The sequence below is a fragment of the Lysinibacillus sp. RS10 genome (genome assembly GCF_041956855.1).
In the GTDB taxonomy this organism is placed as follows: domain Bacteria; phylum Bacillota; class Bacilli; order Bacillales_A; family Planococcaceae; genus Lysinibacillus; species Lysinibacillus xylanilyticus_A.
On sequence record NZ_CP167122.1, the window covers coordinates 4,714,246 to 4,731,681 of the forward strand.

General features: G+C 39.7%; 10 protein-coding genes and 1 riboswitch. Of the genes, 2 read left to right on the top strand and 8 right to left on the bottom strand.

The annotated features are described in order from the left end of the window. Nucleotides 1-209: 209 nt before the first annotated feature. From ACB089_RS23615 to hutH, 4 genes are all read right to left on the bottom strand, one after another. Nucleotides 210-1,010, bottom strand: coding sequence for an NUDIX domain-containing protein (locus ACB089_RS23615; RefSeq protein ID WP_368638005.1), 801 nt, complete (start codon nucleotides 1,008-1,010; stop codon nucleotides 210-212). Between the two features lie 312 nt (nucleotides 1,011-1,322). Beyond that, a complete protein-coding gene (hutI, locus tag ACB089_RS23620) occupies nucleotides 1,323-2,609 on the bottom strand; it encodes an imidazolonepropionase (protein WP_374964166.1) in 1,287 nt (428 codons plus the stop codon). Then, complete coding sequence (hutU, locus tag ACB089_RS23625) at nucleotides 2,606-4,276, bottom strand: urocanate hydratase (protein ID WP_374964167.1); 1,671 nt, start codon at nucleotides 4,274-4,276, stop codon at nucleotides 2,606-2,608. Before hutU ends, hutI begins: the two co-directional genes overlap by 4 nt. 18 nt (nucleotides 4,277-4,294) lie before the next feature. Beyond that, the gene (gene hutH / locus ACB089_RS23630; RefSeq protein ID WP_374964168.1) at nucleotides 4,295-5,809 is read right to left on the bottom strand and encodes a histidine ammonia-lyase; all 1,515 of its coding nucleotides are present in this window, start codon (nucleotides 5,807-5,809) and stop codon (nucleotides 4,295-4,297) included. Nucleotides 5,810-6,013: 204 nt separating this feature from the next. Here hutH and ACB089_RS23635 point away from each other — a divergent pair, with 204 nt between their 5' ends. Both ACB089_RS23635 and ACB089_RS23640 read left to right on the top strand, forming a co-directional pair. After that, nucleotides 6,014-7,468: a helix-turn-helix domain-containing protein gene (locus ACB089_RS23635; RefSeq protein WP_374964169.1), complete on the top strand. Its 1,455-nt coding sequence runs from the start codon at nucleotides 6,014-6,016 to the stop codon at nucleotides 7,466-7,468. 330 nt (nucleotides 7,469-7,798) lie between these two features. Then, nucleotides 7,799-9,304 (top strand): catalase, encoded by a 1,506-nt coding sequence (locus ACB089_RS23640; RefSeq protein WP_374964170.1) that lies wholly within the window; start codon nucleotides 7,799-7,801, stop codon nucleotides 9,302-9,304. A gap of 163 nt (nucleotides 9,305-9,467) precedes the next feature. Here the strand turns inward: ACB089_RS23640 and thiC are convergent, their stop codons facing one another. The 4 genes from thiC to ACB089_RS23660 form a co-directional block, all read right to left on the bottom strand. Continuing rightward, nucleotides 9,468-11,246 carry a phosphomethylpyrimidine synthase ThiC gene (thiC, locus tag ACB089_RS23645; protein ID WP_374964171.1) on the bottom strand — a complete coding sequence of 593 codons (1,779 nt, stop codon included), beginning with the start codon at nucleotides 11,244-11,246 and terminating at the stop codon, nucleotides 9,468-9,470. A gap of 140 nt (nucleotides 11,247-11,386) precedes the next feature. Beyond that, nucleotides 11,387-12,649 (bottom strand): group II intron reverse transcriptase/maturase, encoded by a 1,263-nt coding sequence (ltrA, locus tag ACB089_RS23650; protein ID WP_374963429.1) that lies wholly within the window; start codon nucleotides 12,647-12,649, stop codon nucleotides 11,387-11,389. A 626-nt stretch (nucleotides 12,650-13,275) separates the two neighbouring features. After that, nucleotides 13,276-13,390, bottom strand: a riboswitch (TPP riboswitch). Between the two features lie 620 nt (nucleotides 13,391-14,010). Further along, on the bottom strand, nucleotides 14,011-14,940 hold the full coding sequence (locus ACB089_RS23655; protein ID WP_374964172.1) for an AEC family transporter: 930 nt from the start codon (nucleotides 14,938-14,940) through the stop codon (nucleotides 14,011-14,013). A 200-nt stretch (nucleotides 14,941-15,140) separates the two neighbouring features. Continuing rightward, nucleotides 15,141-17,243, bottom strand: coding sequence for a methyl-accepting chemotaxis protein (locus ACB089_RS23660; RefSeq protein ID WP_374964173.1), 2,103 nt, complete (start codon nucleotides 17,241-17,243; stop codon nucleotides 15,141-15,143). Nucleotides 17,244-17,436 lie beyond the last annotated feature (193 nt).

Sequence of the window (17,436 nt, forward strand, 5' to 3'; positions counted from 1 at the left end):
AGCGCAGTGCCAACGTAGCGTCAGCAAAAGGGTTTTATCTGTGCGAAAGCGCAGTGCCAACGTAGCGTCAGCAACAACAACAACACGATGTTGGTCACTCAGGCGTTTTCACAGGATGTGAAGATTTTAGCCTGAGTTCCTCTATTTCAGCTGGAGTTTAGACACCTACTGAAAGAAGTTAAAAATTATCAGGAAAGACAGGTGCTTTCCTAATGATAAATCGACTCTACAATTTCAAAGTTATTGAAAGTATATAATTGTGACGGTCTATATGAATTTCTTTTCGTTTTCTTTGGTTTTCCTTCTTCATCTACTACTTTATCAATAAAAGGCAATTTAGGTGCTTTTGTGAAGAACACAGAATCATTTGAAATGCGCGGATCATCTCCCACTGTCAACAAAACTCTTTGTAATTCAGATAAAGTAAATTCTTCTGGCAAAAAATTTTTAGCAACCGTTGTTTGAATCATATCTTTCTTAATAAAATCCAACGCATCAGTAATAATCTTTCGATGATCAAAAGCTAACTCGAGTTTAAACACTTCATTTAAATCGAACAGCTCTACCTCCGCCGCATCATCATTTGCTTGGCGTTGATCGATATATACTTCCGGAACAATGGCATAAAAGGCGTTTGAAATCATCCAACCACGAGGATCGCGATCTATTTCATCGTAGACACCAAAGTGTTTAACATGTAACCCCTCTACATTGGTTTCTTCTTTTAACTCTCTTTTAGCAGCGATATATGCGGTTTCCTTTCGAGTCGCATCTACAAATCCTCCTGGAAGCGCCCATTTTCCTCCTTCGATATTAGGGTTCCCCTCATTATCTTTATCAGCTCGTTTAATCAACATGATTTTAAGCGTCATCATCGGCGGTGCTTTTTCTTCTACTTTTTCAGATGTTATTGTAAAAATCGCAATATCTGACGTATAGCCATCAGGTGTTAGATATTTAGAAGAATCATAATTCGCAAGAACTTCTTCTTGTGAACGATATTTTGTCATTGAATGTAACTCCTTTGAAACAATATTTTGCAAAATTAATGATCAAGATGCATATGAAGCATAATGACTCTCCGGGAACGCGCGGGTATTTGCTTCACTTCCGCGGATATTCTTCCAGGATTCATTTCATCTATCCTTGCATTAATTTAAATCGTTTTAGTAATTTGTAATTCGAGAATTACTATTTATTAGTATGATAACTGTTCTTTCCAATCATTTCAACTCTTTTAATAAAAAATTTTTAAGAAGTGTAATTGAATTAAAAAAAGCATAAATAAAAGCATTTACTGCCTTATTTATGCCTTTGATTATTTAATTTACTAGTTGATTTTTCAAGAGAATACCATCTTGTACAACAACTCGCCCATCTTTAATAACTGTATTCGTATGGTTCATGCCATAGAAATATTGTAGCTGCTTGTAATTGGCAACATCCAATATAATAATGTCAGCTTGTTTGCCCGTTTCAAGTGAGCCAATTTGATGGCCTCGGTTCAGTGCGTATGCTGCATTAATGGTTGTCGCCGTTAACACTTCTTCTAGTGTCATACCCATATGCATACAAGCTAAATTCATGATAAAGGGCAGACTCATCGTTGGAGATGAGCCAGGATTAAAGTCAGTTGAAATGGCTACAGGTACCCCTTCATCAATCATTAGACGCCCCCTTGCAAATGGAGCTCGTAAGAAGAATGCTGTTCCAGGTAACAACACGGCAATCGTGCCAGCTTCCGCCATTTTCTGTATACCTTCATCAGAAGCAACTAGCAAATGCTCAGCTGAAATCGCCCCTACTTCCGCAGCAAGCTCCGCTCCCTTATAGGGCTCAATTTCATCAGCATGAATTTTCGCTGTTAATCCATGCGCTTTTCCAGCCTCTAAAATACGTTGCGACTGTTCTGGAGTAAATACACCTTTTTCACAAAAAACATCATTAAATTCTGCAAGCTCTAACTTGGCCACTTGCGGCAGCATGTCATGAATCACTACATCTACAAACTCATCCTCACGTCCTTTATAGTCACGAGGCACTGCATGAGCCCCCATAAAGGTACTAACGACATCAATGTCATGTGTAGCTTGCAATTTTTTTGCTACCTCGAGCTGCTTCTTTTCTGTTTCCCAATCCAAGCCGTAGCCAGATTTTGCTTCAACTGTTGTGACACCATGCTTTAAAAACACGTCTAAGTGATGCATCGTTTTTTCATATAGATCCTCAAAGCTAGTTTCTCGTGTTCGCTTTGTCGTGGCATGAATCCCACCACCTGCATTCATGATTTCCATATATGTGGAACCATTGAGACGCATATTAAATTCTTGCTCACGTGTACCTCCATGAACTAAATGCGTATGACAATCTACGAGACCCGGCATAACAATTTTACCGGAAGCATCAATAACCTCTGCTACCCTAACTAAATCAGGGAAATCCGCTTCTAGCTGTTCATAAGCCCCAACTGCTACAATGCGATTTCCTTCTATTAATACGCTGCCTTTTTCCACTACTGCAATTTGACGCATTTGTTCTTTTATACGAGGACCTTGTATAGTATTTTTTAGCGTAACCACTTCATTCGCATTTTTAATTAAAATCGTCACTTAGCATCATCCTTTAGCATTGGTATATGCACACCTTTATTCTTGGCTGTATTAATGGCAATTTCATAGCCAGCGTCCGCGTGACGTGCAACACCCATTCCTGGATCCGAAACTAACACTCGTACAATTTTCTCAGCAGCAAGCTTCGATCCATCCGCTACTAACACCTGACCTGCATGCTGTGAGTAACCCATACCTACACCACCACCGTGATGAACACTTACCCAGCTTGCACCACTTGCTGTATTGACAAGTGCATTTAGAATTGGCCAGTCTGATACTGCATCAGAGCCATCAAGCATCCCCTCCGTTTCACGGTTTGGTGATGCAACAGAGCCAGAATCTAAATGATCTCGCCCAAAAACAATCGGTGCTGATAGCTCACCATTAGCAACCATCTCGTTCACCTTCAGTGCAAAACGATGACGGTCACCATAACCTAACCAGCATATACGAGCCGGTAAACCTTGCCATTTCACCATCTTTTGCGCCATATCAATCCAATTTACTAGACCTTCATCATGGGCAAACATTTCTTTTGCAAGTGCATCTGTTTTATAAATGTCCTCAGGGTCACCGGAAAGTGCAGCCCAACGGAATGGCCCTTTCCCCTCACAGAATAACGGACGAATATACGCTGGAACAAAGCCTGGGAAGTCAAAGGCATTTGTTACACCCATCTCTTTGGCATAAGCGCGAATATTATTTCCGTAATCAAATACTTCTGCGCCTGCTTGTTGGAATTCAAGCATTGTACGAACATGTTCAGCCATTGTTTCTTTTGCTCTTCGCTCATACGTTTTTACATCTTTTTTACGAAGTTCTAGCGCTTCTTCAAACGTCATACCATTCGGTACATAGCCATTTATCGGATCATGGGCAGATGTTTGATCTGTTACAAAATCAGGAATAATACCTCGGTTCAATAGCTCACGATTAACATCTGCACAGTTGCCCACAAGACCGATGGATGCAGGCTCTTTTTTGTCACGGAGTTTATTGACTAATTCAATCGCTTCATCAACTGTCTCTACAATATAATCACAGTAGCCCTCTTTTATTTTTCGTTCAATTCGAGCACGCTCCACTTCGACTACTAAAATGACAGCACCAGCCATTTTCCCAGCTAAAGGCTGTGCACCGCTCATACCACCCATACCACCTGTAAGGATGAATTTTCCGCGTAAGTCAGTTGTGCCAAATACTTTTTTACCTGCCTCTACGAATGATAGATACGTTCCTTGTAAAATTCCCTGTGCACCAATATAAATCCAGCTACCAGCAGTCATTTGACCATACATCATTAAATCGCGTTCCTCTAGCTCATAAAAATGCTCCCAATTTGCCCACGCCGGCACTAAATTAGAATTCGCGATTAATACACGTGGTGCATGTTCATGTGTACGGAATACAGCAACTGGCTTTCCTGATTGAATTAGAAGTGTTTCATCATTCTCTAATTCTTTTAATGACTTAATAATTTGCTCATAGCTCTCCCAATTACGTGCCGCTTTACCGATTCCACCATAGACAATCAGCTCATCAGGATTTTCAGCTACTTCAGGATCTAAATTATTCATTAACATACGCATCGCAGCTTCCTGTGTCCATCCTTTACACGAAAGCACCGTTCCCCTTGGCGCATGAATTGTAGTTGTTGTTTTCATATTGCCATCCCCTTTGTTTTAATTTGATAATTCCACTAAATCATCACTTTCTAATAAATATTCCGCTAATGCTTCAATTTCATCTCCAATCGGCTGATCCGATAAAAGCGGTGGGCAAAATTCTCGTACCTTTTTCAAATACTTATATGTTGTTGGTGATAGTTGCTCTTCTGCCTTATCTAGATGAATAGCCTGTGATGCACAGATCATCTCTATCGCTATGACACGAGCAGCATTGTGGACGATTTGACGCACTTGTCGAGCAGATGTCGTACCCATGCTTACATGATCCTCTTGGTTGCCTGACGTCGGTATAGAATCCACACTAGAAGGATGTGCCAACACTTTATTTTCAGAAACAATAGATGCCGCTGTATATTGTGCAATCATTAGTCCACATTCAATACCAGGATTTGTCGCTAAAAATGGCGGCAAACCTTCATTAAGATACGGATTAACCATACGCTCTGTACGTCGCTCTGAAATATTAGCCCACTCACTTACACCAACTTTTAAGAAGTCCATCGCTAATGCAATCGGCTGACCGTGGAAATGCCCTCCTGATAACACTTCTCCATTTTCTAAAACAATCGGATTATCTGTCGTTGCATTCATCTCAGTTTGCACGCGGTCCTGAGCATAGAAAAATGATTGCCAGGAAGCACCATGCACTTGCGGAATACAACGTAATGAATAGGCATCCTGCATCCGTATCTCACCTTGCTTCGTCACACGTTTACTTCCCTCAAGCCACTTACGAATTCGCCCGCCTACAAGCTCTAATTCCGGATGTGGTCTTACTGCTAAAAGTGCTGGGTCAAACGCTGATGTAATCCCTTTTAGCGCCTCAAGCGTTAAACTCGCTGCCATATCTGCCGCAAGCCCAATACGCTCTGCCTCGTTCACCGTTAAAACACCAATCCCTGTCATTGCTTGTGTACCGTTAACAAGCGCTAGCCCTTCCTTAGCCTGGAGTCGAACTGGCGTTAGCCCTGCTTGCTCTAAAGCCTCACTACCGCTCATAATCTCTCCGTTAAACTCAGCCTTACCTTCACCTACTAGCACTAAAGCCAAATGTGATAACGGTGCTAAATCCCCACTTGCTCCAACCGAGCCTTGAGATGGTACAATCGGGTGCACTCCCTTATTTATAAAATCCACGAGTAGTTGCACCGTTTCCTGACGAATCCCTGAAAAACCACGCGCTAAAGCATTGGCACGTAAAACCATCATTGCACGCACAACATCTGTTGGAAATGGAGCACCAACACCTGTTGCATCTGAGCGCAATAAGTTTAGTTGTAAAAGCTCAATGTCTTCCTCTTCAATTTTTATATTGCTTAATTTTCCAAACCCTGTATTCACACCATAAATTGTTTGCCCTTCAGCTAAACGCTTTTCTATTCGTTCTCTACTTAAGCAAATACGCTCCACACTTTCAGTAGATAGCGCAACCGTAGCACGACCTTTTACAATTTCTTCGATTTGTTGTCTCGTTAATGTATTGCCATCCAGCTCGATGATCGACTTCATATGATATCCTCCCATTCCTTCTGTGCTATGTAAAAAATGCTTTTTATAATAGCGATTACTCTATTTACATTGTACTAACTACCTTTTTCAGAAAATAGAGAATTTTAAAAGAAAAAACATGATTTATTTCAGATTTTTTGTTATTTTTAATAATATAATCGTATTTTTTTACGAAACTAGATTTTTTTAAGGAGATTAATTGTCATGAGGGTGTTATTAATTGATCGAGATCCTACTGAACTTACAGGTATTCGTTGGTTTTTACATACGTATTTTCCTGGAGATGTAACGATTGAAATGTGTACAGCTATCAATGAGGCGCCTCAAAGTATCCAGCAATTCGAGCCTGAGGTAATACTGCTGAACATCGACCTAATTTCAAATAATCGTTTAACTGCACTTTATCGTGTTTTGCAAAAACAATCGGGAACTATTCTAGCTATGACAACGGAGCCATTATTTAAAAATGCATTGAGGGCAATTGATTTACAGGTCGCACATCTTTTTGTTAAACCAATTGATTTAGAAATATTAAAGCAAAAACTCACTGCTATTTCTCTTCGTACACCAAAGCCAAAGGTAGCTTATCAAGAAACTTCTGATGAATCTTTTTACTATCGATTATTTTTAGATAGTAAGACAAGTTCAATAGAAACAAATATACATTTCACCATGATCGAGCCTGAGCATTCAGAAATGTTTAATAAGCTGTTCAACTGGCTCCAGCAAACACCTATTTTTTATCATATGAAGATTTATCCTTTATCAGATAGAATCGTCTGCTTATTTCAAACGGATGATTTAAAGATTGTTGAAAAGGATGTTCGGACACTAATGAAGGAATGGTGGCTGTCACACAATAGCTCTTTAAATATCGGGATTTATGATGGAGAACCTACAACGATAAAGAATATGTATACATTAACAGAGCGTGCCCTTTATCAAAGTTTTTACGAAGGCTTTGGACACATTTTCTATGCGAGTAAACAGTTTGAAACACAGCCTCTCGATCCTTTGTTAACATCAGAGGAGCAACAATTACTGATAAGTAGTTTAGAGGACGGAAATCTTGAAGCCGTCAAAGCATTTTTATATCGACTATCTAATGAAGGAATTTATTATGAGCAAGATGACTTACGTATTCATCTAACGAGTGTATTAGCACAAATTCGCCGCTTTATGCTGAAATATAAATTACATGAGAAAGCCGCAATTGAGCAAAATTATCGCCAGCTTTTTCATTTAATCATCGAGCATCCGATATTTTATACCATTCTAAATAGCATTATTTCGTTTACTCAAAGACTTATTGAATTGGCTCGTGAGGCACGATTGGAGAAACGAGCCGACTATGTAGAACTGGCAATAGAAATTATCGATCAACAATTTCAGGATAACGGGTTATCTTTACCATTCGTTGCCCATAAATTAGGGATTAGCCCCAATTATTTAAGTACCATCTTTTCAAAGAAACAAGGATTGCCTTTTAAGCGCTATCTACAGCAGGTTCGTATTCATAATGCTACAAAAATGCTTTTAGAAACCGATTTTGCTATTAGCGAAATTGCCCAACTAAATGGTTTTGATGATTCTAATTACTTCATTAAAATTTTTAAACAGCAAATAGGAATTACTCCTAACCGTTATCGTAAAGCTTGAAAAGAAGTACGTTAGAATTTTTCAATTAGCAGAAATTTTTTCAATTTGAAAGGATTTAACACAAGGATTCTCTTTATTTCTATTTACCTTTAGTCGCCATAATATAGAAGCATTTATCTTTTTATTTCTTTATAACGTTTTAGAAAAGCTTAAATATCACAAAAATCTATGCATATATTAATAATTTTACACATATATTTAAAGTTTATATCTTAATGTAAAAATTCTTTAACAATAATCATTATAATTTACTAGCAATTCTATTTTATATTTGTTATAGTAATTCATGAAGAGTTCAACTCTCATCTTTTCTTCAGGAGGTAAACTAATATGACAAACGCAAATGATCGTAGCCGCCGCTTCACAACAGCAGGTGGTGCACCCGTAGTAAGCAACCATGACTCAATGTCAGCAGGTCCTCGTGGTCCTCTATTACTTCAAGATGTATGGTTAGTTGAAAAATTAGCAAACTTCAACCGTGAAGTGATTCCTGAACGTCGTATGCACGCTAAAGGCTCAGGTGCATTCGGTACTTTCACTGTAACTCATGATATTACTAAATATACAAAAGCTAAAATCTTCTCAGAGGTTGGGAAAAAAACAGAAATGTTCGCACGCTTCTCAACAGTTGCGGGTGAGCGCGGTGCAGCAGATGCTGAGCGTGATATTCGTGGATTTGCGCTTAAATTCTATACAGAAGAGGGCAACTGGGATTTAGTTGGTAATAATACACCTGTCTTCTTCTTCCGTGATCCATTACACTTTACAGATTTAAACCACGTGGTAAAACGTGATCCACGTACAAATATGAAAAACGCAAATTCAAACTGGGATTTCTGGACTTTATTACCAGAAGCACTTCACCAAGTAACAATAGTTATGTCTGACCGTGGTATCCCAGCTGGCTACCGCCATATGCATGGTTTCGGCTCTCACACTTATAGCTTCATTAATGCTGAAAACGAGCGCGTATGGGTTAAATTCCACTTCCGTACAGAGCAAAGTATTCAAAACTTAACTGGTGATGAGGCAGCGGAATTGATCGGTAATGACCGTGAATCTTCACAACGCGATCTATATGAGTCAATCGAAAAAGGCGACTTCCCTAAATGGAAAATGTACATTCAAGTAATGACAGAAGAACAAGCGCGTGAATTACCATATAACCCATTTGACTTAACAAAAGTATGGTATAAAAAAGACTTCCCACTAATTCCTGTTGGTGAATTCGAGTTAAACAAAAATCCAGACAATTACTTTGCAGAAGTTGAGCAAGCAGCGTTTGCACCATCTAACATTGTTCCTGGTATTAGCTTCTCTCCAGACAAAATGTTACAAGGTCGTATCTTCGCGTATGCTGATGCACATCGCTACCGCTTAGGTGTAAACCACCACTCGCTTCCTGTAAACGCACCAAAATGCCCATTCCGCTCATTCCACCGCGATGGTGCTATGCGTTTCGACGGCAACCTTGGTTCAACTTTGGGCTATGAACCAAATAGCTACGGCGAATGGGAGCATAATTTAGACCATAAAGAACCTGACTTACGTATTGACGGTCATGCTGGTATCCACGACTTCCGTGAAGATGACAACAATTACTTCGAGCAGCCAGGTAAATTATTCCGTCTAATGACTGCAGAAGAGCAACAACGCCTATTCGAAACTACAGCTAACGATATGGCGTCAGTTGAGGAGTTCATCAAACGTCGTCACATCCTTCACTGCTATTTAGCTGATCCAGCATATGGTGAAGGTGTAGCAAAAGCGATGGGTCTTTCATTAGAAGGTATGGATCTTTCAAACCCATACGTAAAACAACCAACTAACGTTTAATTTATTTCAGCCTAGGCTTAATTGATTTTTTTCCACTTATTATTGATATCCAAATCCAACTTTTTACTCCATGCGAAGAGCAACTTCACATGGAGTTTTTTTACGTTTTAATGATTAAGAAAGGCTTGTGCCTAAAAAATAGACACAAGCCTTACGCTTTGAATTATTGATAAATCTGACTGCCCGCCTTTTTAAATTCCTCTGCCTTTTCCTGCATACCTTTATGAATAGCTTCCGTAGTATTCATATCTTTATCCTTTGCATAATTACGAATATCCTGCGAGATTCTCATACTACAAAACTTAGGTCCACACATTGAACAGAAGTGCGCTGTTTTCGCCCCTTCTGCAGGTAATGTTTCATCATGATATTCTACTGCTCGCTCTGGATCTAGCGCTAAGTTGAATTGATCGCGCCAGCGGAATTCGAAGCGTGCTTTAGATAATGCATCGTCACGCTGCTGTGCTCCCGGATGCCCTTTCGCTAAATCAGCTGCGTGTGCAGCAATTTTATACGTAATAACCCCTACTCGGACATCCTCCCGATTTGGTAACCCTAAATGTTCTTTAGGTGTTACATAGCACAGCATTGCCGTACCAAACCAGCCTATCATTGCAGCACCAATAGCTGATGTAATATGGTCATAGCCAGGAGCAATATCTGTTGTCAACGGCCCTAAAGTATAGAAAGGAGCTTCCTTACACACCTCTAACTGCTTGTCCATATTTTCTTTAATAAGATGCATTGGTACATGCCCTGGTCCTTCTACCATCACCTGTACATCATGCTTCCAGGCAATTTGCGTTAATTCCCCTAGCGTTTCTAGCTCCGCAAACTGCGCCTCATCATTAGCATCTGCGATAGAACCTGGACGTAAACCGTCACCTAAAGAGAAGGCAACATCATATGTTTTCATAATTTCGCAGATTTCTTCAAAATGCGTATATAAGAAGCTCTCTTGGTGGTGATATAAACACCATTGTGCCATAATCGAACCGCCACGGGACACTATACCCGTTACACGATTCGCCGTTAATGGTACATAGCGCAGCAGTACCCCTGCGTGAATTGTGAAGTAATCAACACCTTGCTCAGCCTGCTCAATCAACGTATCACGATACACTTCCCACGTTAAATCCTCTGCCACACCATTTACTTTTTCTAGCGCTTGATAAATCGGTACTGTCCCTACTGGCACTGCGGCATTACGGATAATCCATTCACGCGTCGTATGAATATGCTTACCAGTCGATAAATCCATAATGTTATCAGCACCCCAACGTGTAGCCCACGTCATTTTTTCTACCTCTTCCGCAATAGAGGATGACACCGCTGAATTTCCAATATTGGCGTTAATTTTCACATGGAAATTACGTCCAATAATCATTGGCTCGGCCTCAGGGTGGTTAATATTAGAAGGCAAAATAGCTCGACCCGCAGCAATCTCTGAGCGCACAAATTCAGGGTCTATGTTTTCGCGAATCGCTACAAACTCCATTTCTGGCGTAATAATTCCTTTTCGCGCATAGTGAAGCTGAGTTACATTTCCACCTTTCTTAGCACGTAGAGGTTTTCTAGATAAATCCGGAAAAACATTTTCTTGAATACGTGGATCATCCGCATTACGGAAACCGTTATCCTCTGGCTTGATTGTACGCCCTTCGTATTCCTCGACGTCACCACGTTCTCTGATCCATGTACTACGTAAAGCTGGCAGTCCTTTCGTAATATCTACCTTATATGCAGGATCCGTATACGGACCACTCGTATCATAGACACGAACTGGCGCATTTTCCTCTTCACCGAAGCTACCTGTCGTTGGACTTAAAGCAATCTCACGCATTGGCACTAAAATATCTGGTCGCGATCCTTCCACATACACTTTTTTGCTTCCATCAAAATTTGACATAATCGTAATATTCTTTTCGCTAACTGTTGTCATGAACTATTTCGCTCCCGTTTTTACGTATTTTTATACAAGGACCAAATCTAGCTCACCCCTCAAAAAATCGAGTAGGAGGGAGTGACTAACTCCCGACCTCTCCAACCACCGTACGTACGGATCCGTATACGGCGGTTCAATTAAGATGAATAACGCAAGATTTCATAACGAGCTTGCAGACTTTTGAGCCCTTGGTTACTCCAATAAGAGTTACCAAGGGTTCTGTGTAATATTGGACTTTTCGAAATACGCCAGTAACTCTTGCGAGTATTGCCCCATTCGTAAGCCTTCCAGTCTGGAACTCCTAAGCGAATAAGGTTGCGCACTTTCGTACGAGGCTTCTTCCAATTCTTCCATAAACACATGCGAAGTCTTCTTCTAATCCATCCATCCAGTGATTCAAATATTGATTTCGTATCCGCTAATGAAAAGTAGCCACACCACCCAATTAAGTATTGATTCAATTGTTGAATTCGGTACTCCATTGGAAATGGCTTCTTTCTAGCTGTTAATTCCCGAATTTTGTTCTTCATTCGCTTTATGCTCTCTTTCGCAATTCGAACTTGTGGTTCTTTGCGGGAGGTAAAGCTAAATCCTAGGAATTTACGTTGCCAAGGACGAGCCACTGCGGATTTCTTCTCATTTATTTTCAATCGCAGCGTCTTCTCAATAAAGGTTTTGATACTTGCCATCACTCGTTCTCCTGCTCGTTTTGTTTTCACATAAATATTGCAGTCATCGGCGTAACGGACAAATTTATGACCACGTTTCTCTAATTCTTTGTCTAATTCATCCAGCACAATGTTTGAGAGAAGTGGACTCAGTGGACCCCCTTGGGGTGTTCCTTCATCTGTATCATAAACGACACCATTTATCATGACACCCGATTGCAAGTATCTACGAATCAGCTTGAGTAGAGGTTTATCAGAAATTTTCTTCGCTAATGTACTCATTAGACGGTCATGGTTTACTTTGTCGAAGAATTTCTCTAAGTCCATATCTACTACCCAGCGATATCCTTCTTTTATATAGCCTTTGGCTTCTCGGATTGCATCGTGAGCACTTCGTTTTGGTCGAAATCCGTAACTATGATTCGAGAAGTTCGGGTCGTATAGGTTGGATAGCACTTGGGCAATTGCCTGTTGAATGAGTCGGTCTGTCACGGTTGGGATTCCTAATAGTCGCACACCGCCGTCAGGTTTCGGGATTTCGATTCTGCGAACTGGTTGTGGTTGGTAGGTTCCCTCAAGAATTTGCTTCTTAATCGTTAGCCAGTTTTCGACTACATGCTGTCGTAGGAATTTTACGGGCATTTTGTCTACTCCATGACTCCCTTTGTTTCGTTCCACCCGTTTGAGTGCGAGAAGCAGATTCTCTCGTGATAAAATTTGATTCATTAACATCTCGTTCGACTCCTCCGTGAATAGCTTGTCTTCTTATAACAGTTTCTACTGCACCCGCTCAATGTCCCTCATGGGATTCACCATTACCTCCATTAAGTCGGTCCTTCTGGATTTTCTGTGTTTATCATAGAAAACTGCATGCCAAGGGCTATTCTCTCCGAATTGTTCGGTCCTTTCCATTCATTCTAGAAGTGAATGGTACTATGACCTCTGCTGACTTCTGATGGTTCAGCTACCTATCGCTAAGTAGGTTACAAAGTGTACTTTGCGTTTCCATCAGACCTCCCCGGGTAAGCGTATGCACTTTCACACCATCTATCCGCCTCATTTACTCGATATGACCTTCGACAGAAAGGACTTTGTGTTGTTGTGCACACTCATCCAATCATACCTAGCCTTATATGAGATTTGTGTTCCTCGGACCGGTGTTTTGCCTCCAGCTTCCTTCAGATTCCGCGTCGCCACGGACACCCTTGCTCTTGGCTAACCTCTACTTCTGTCTTCGAGGTTCGGGACTTGCACCCTATAGTTCATACGCATGCCGGGCGCACACAAAAGCCGAATCCAAAATTTTTTTTGGATCCGGCTAAGAATGTAAAGGTATAGTTATCGCAAAGAGCTTATATTGCAATAAAGGTTAACTTTCCCACGCTGGTATGAGCCAGATCAGGTCCAAAGGGTCAAGAAACCTCTATGCGTTTCTCTCTCAGCCCGACTCATCGGACTCCCCTAGTTAATGCTATTAAGTTTGATGCTAGTGTAGCAGATATTGCTAAGAGATGGAAGCTTCATTTGATAATTTTTGGCTTATCACCAAAAGTTGGCGATAACATTTGACCAATTGCCTCGGCATAATGCGTCGGGATCGGCTTTGTGCTTAGGCCTACATAGGGGACGGCACGATGTCAGTCATTTTGGTAATGCCACAGGACGTGGCGTTTTTACCGATACTGGGTCAGTTAGCCGTTATCGTATGGATGTGATGATTTTAGGCTAACATCATATATTAATTCCTTTCCGATTCCGTATTTAGCTGATACTTGGACATCCGCTGAAAAGTAACTTAAACCCGAATTTTATCTTACGACCTATAGAGACGGGAGACCTCTACTGAAAGAAGTTTAAACGTATACCATGTATATTAGTTGATTGGAGTGGAGACTGGGTGACTCCTTGGGGATTAGCGTCACAGATGAGACCCTGGAGCGAGCAACGCGAGTGAAGCGGCTCATCGGACGCCCCCAGGAAAGCACCCAGTCGGAACGGAAATCAACCACACGTTTCGGCAATAAACTTTTATTTGTTAAGCCGCTACTTCAGATAAGAGGATCTCACCTCTTATTCCAAATAGCACCTAACTGTTAGGTAAATAACAGTTCCGCTACATAAATCACAATCGTCACGGTAATACAGCTTACAATCGTTGAGAATAAAACAGTTTGTGCAGCAGTTGCCGATTCCACATCATATTCTAATGCTAGACTAGAGCTATTACGTGATGTCGGGAAAGAACTAGCTATAAAAAGTGATTGTGCCACGACACCATCTAAGCCAAGTGTAAAAATAATCAGTAAAGCTACAGCTGGCCCTATGATTAGTCGTGTAAAACAACTAATAAACACCGTCTTATTGAACATCGATTTGATTTCAAGCTGTGATAGCTGTGCCCCTAACGTTATTAACGCTACAGCGATAAAGCCATCTGCCACATGGTCTATCGGAATTTTTATAAACTGTGGCATAGTGATATCAAAATAGTTCATCGCTATACCAATAATAAGGGCATGAATAATAGGCATTTTGAGGAAATCTTTCACAATAGACATGCCTGATTTTGTTGAAGAAATTAAATTGTACAAGCCGTATGTATAAGTCGTCATATTTTGAAAGATCACGAGAATGACCTGAATCGCTACTCCAATCGGCTGCGTCACGAAAATCATTTGTGCAACTGGAATACCATAGTTGCCTGAATTAATAAGGACTACACTATTTTTAAACACTGCAGCCTCTGTTTTTACTAAACCAAGTCCCTTTGCTATAAAGTGACTAAGCACCATTTGACTGCCGATAAAGAGTAAAATAAATAATGCAACTTCTACAAGAACTGGCAACTCTATATGCGTTTCATATAAATTCACAAAAACTGCTGCTGGCATAAAGCAATATGTAATAAGCTGAGATAATGCCTTTAAATTAAAGTGAAATTTCTTTTGTAAAACTGCGCCAAGTACTAGAAGCACCAAAATAGGAGCGACAATCCGGAAGAAAATCATACCGAGATACATCATAGTGATGTCCCCCTTTCCTTACCTATAGTAGTGCTGTTTTTTCGCTCGGTCAATGCACCTCAATGTTATCTCATCATTCATGAAAGGTATTTTCTTCAGAAATGCACAATACTAATCCAGTGATTTTTATCGGGAAAAAACGCAAAAAGAAAGACTGCCTCCGATATCAGGCAATCTTTCTTAAAATTCATCCTTTAACATTAAGCAAGCTTAAATCGATTAACGACCGCTTGTAACTCATTTGAAATCTCTTTCATATTATTAATGGAATCTGCAACCTTTTGTAGCTCTGCTTGCTGATCAATAGCAGACGCACTTACCTGTTCCGCAGATGCAGCAGTCTCCTCTGAAATAGCTGAAATACTTTGGATTGCCATAATCGCTTGATTTTTATGCTCTAACATATGAGAAAGCTGAGTCATTAATTCATTAATTGAAGTTGCGATAGAACTAGAAAGCTCACTATTATCTTTAAACGCAAGCTCCGTGCCTTGTACTGATTCATTTTGAGCTTCTATTAAGCCCGCGTTTGAAGCAATAACAGCAACTGTTTGCTGAGAATTTACAAGAATACTATCGACTGTTCGCTTTATGACCTCTGTTTCATTTTTTGATTGCTCTGCTAGCTTTCGCACTTCCTCTGCAACAACTGCAAAACCTTTACCATGTTCACCAGCTCGGGCTGCTTCTATACTTGCATTTAAAGCTAATAAATTTGTTTGCTCGGTAATACCTTGAATAGACGAGATCACTTGATTAATATTGGCAATATTGGACGCCAAAGACTCGACTTGCTGTTGAACACGTCCATTCATTGTATTTGTTTCTGCATTACGTTCACGTAAGCTTTCGACTTCTTTCATTCCTTTGTCTGTAGTTGCTTTCGTTTTATTCGATAGCTCATCCATTTCATTCGAAAGCGATGTAATGGCATCAATCTGATCGGATAGATCAATCATGCGATAATTTGTTTCTTCTGTATCCTCAGATTGTTTTGATGCCCCTTGTGCAATTTCATTAATAGCTACAGAAACCTCTTGACTCGAAGCTACTATTTCATTAAATGCTTCATGAACATGATTGGATGATTGATTAAGCAATGTCGTCGAATTCAGTACCGTTTGAATGGCACTATTCGTTTGATCTAGCATATTATTATAAGCTAGTGCAACCATACCAATCTCATCAGACTTAATATATTTCTCATCTACTTTTTGAGTTAAATCTCCTTCAGCCGCCGTTTCAATAGAAGTACGTAAAAACTTTAATGGCTTCAATAGTTTATAGATAAACAGGGCACTAGCAACGGTCATTAAAACGACTATAATAATTGATGCTATAATTGTAAAAATAAGTACATGATTATAAGTTTCTAATATTTTGGATTTCGGTAGCACTATTTGCACAGTCCATGTCTCATCAATTCCATCTAAAATCATCGGAGCAAAAACATTAAATGCATTTTCCTTAAGTTCTGCCGAATCCATATACATACTTTTTAGCTCACCATTATCCATAGTTTGCTTAATGCTTGTCCAATCCATATGATCTTGCATATTTAATCCCTTTAAAGCCTCACCAAAGCTATTTGCAGTTAAAACCCCATTATTAGTAATAATTGCAGCATAGCCACCATCTGGCTTTACGGACTCTGTCAATTCAGTTAAATAATCAATAGCCAAATCTGCCGTCAATATGCCGAAAAATGATCCTGAAGCATCGACTAATGGGACAGAAATCGTTGTCATTAGTACTGTTTTTCCATTTACATTATAATCATAAGGCTCCGTTAAAACTGCTCGTCCTTCTTCTTTCGGTATCCAATACCACTCAGAAACACTCTTATCTTCCAGGCCTTCAAGAGAAGCAGTTATTATTTTATTCTCACCTTTACTTAAGTAAGGAACAAAGCGATTTTTTGAATCCACTAAAGTAGCATGAATTGTCGGATCTACCTTTGTGGAGTTCTGTTCAAAAACAGCGCCTACACCAAGTAAATCTTCATTATTAACTAAATTACTTTCCATCATATCTATGACGCCTTTAGCAGAAAGCTCGCCATTTTTCTCCATACTTTCAATTATCCGCTTCGTTGTCAGTAATGTATTATTTGCTTTCTCAAAACGTTCACCCATCTTTGCTGCTGAATATTCTGCAGTTTCAAGCGTCGCACTTTCCGCATCATCAACACTTTGAGTCTTTAAAATATTGCCTGTAATCATTGTATAAGTAATAAATAATACTAAAAATAACCCTATTATTAGGGAAGATAGTTTTAAAGCAATACTCTTAGATTTTTTCATCACAACACCCCTTTTTTATAACATAATAATGGATGGAATGTTGTACCACAATAAAAGATTTAGCGAATAAAGTAGAATTTAATAAATTTATCGAGGAATTTCAGGAAAGTATTAAGTATTACGAAAAAAGGACTATTGTTTTACTTCATTATGATAAACAACAAAATACACCCGCTTTTATACTAAATTAAAG

Excerpts from the sequence above, each read along its gene's own strand:
- ACB089_RS23660 (WP_374964173.1), bottom strand. The coding sequence starts at position 17,243 with ATGAAAAAATCTAAGAGTATTGCTTTAAAACTATCTTCCCTAATAATA.
- ACB089_RS23655 (WP_374964172.1), bottom strand. The coding sequence starts at position 14,940 with ATGATGTATCTCGGTATGATTTTCTTCCGGATTGTCGCTCCTATTTTG.
- hutU (WP_374964167.1), bottom strand. The coding sequence starts at position 4,276 with ATGAAAACAACAACTACAATTCATGCGCCAAGGGGAACGGTGCTTTCG.
- ACB089_RS23635 (WP_374964169.1), top strand. The coding sequence starts at position 6,014 with ATGAGGGTGTTATTAATTGATCGAGATCCTACTGAACTTACAGGTATT.
- thiC (WP_374964171.1), bottom strand. The coding sequence starts at position 11,246 with ATGACAACAGTTAGCGAAAAGAATATTACGATTATGTCAAATTTTGAT.
- ltrA (WP_374963429.1), bottom strand. The coding sequence starts at position 12,649 with ATGTTAATGAATCAAATTTTATCACGAGAGAATCTGCTTCTCGCACTC.
- hutH (WP_374964168.1), bottom strand. The coding sequence starts at position 5,809 with ATGAAGTCGATCATCGAGCTGGATGGCAATACATTAACGAGACAACAA.
- ACB089_RS23640 (WP_374964170.1), top strand. The coding sequence starts at position 7,799 with ATGACAAACGCAAATGATCGTAGCCGCCGCTTCACAACAGCAGGTGGT.
- ACB089_RS23615 (WP_368638005.1), bottom strand. The coding sequence starts at position 1,010 with ATGACAAAATATCGTTCACAAGAAGAAGTTCTTGCGAATTATGATTCT.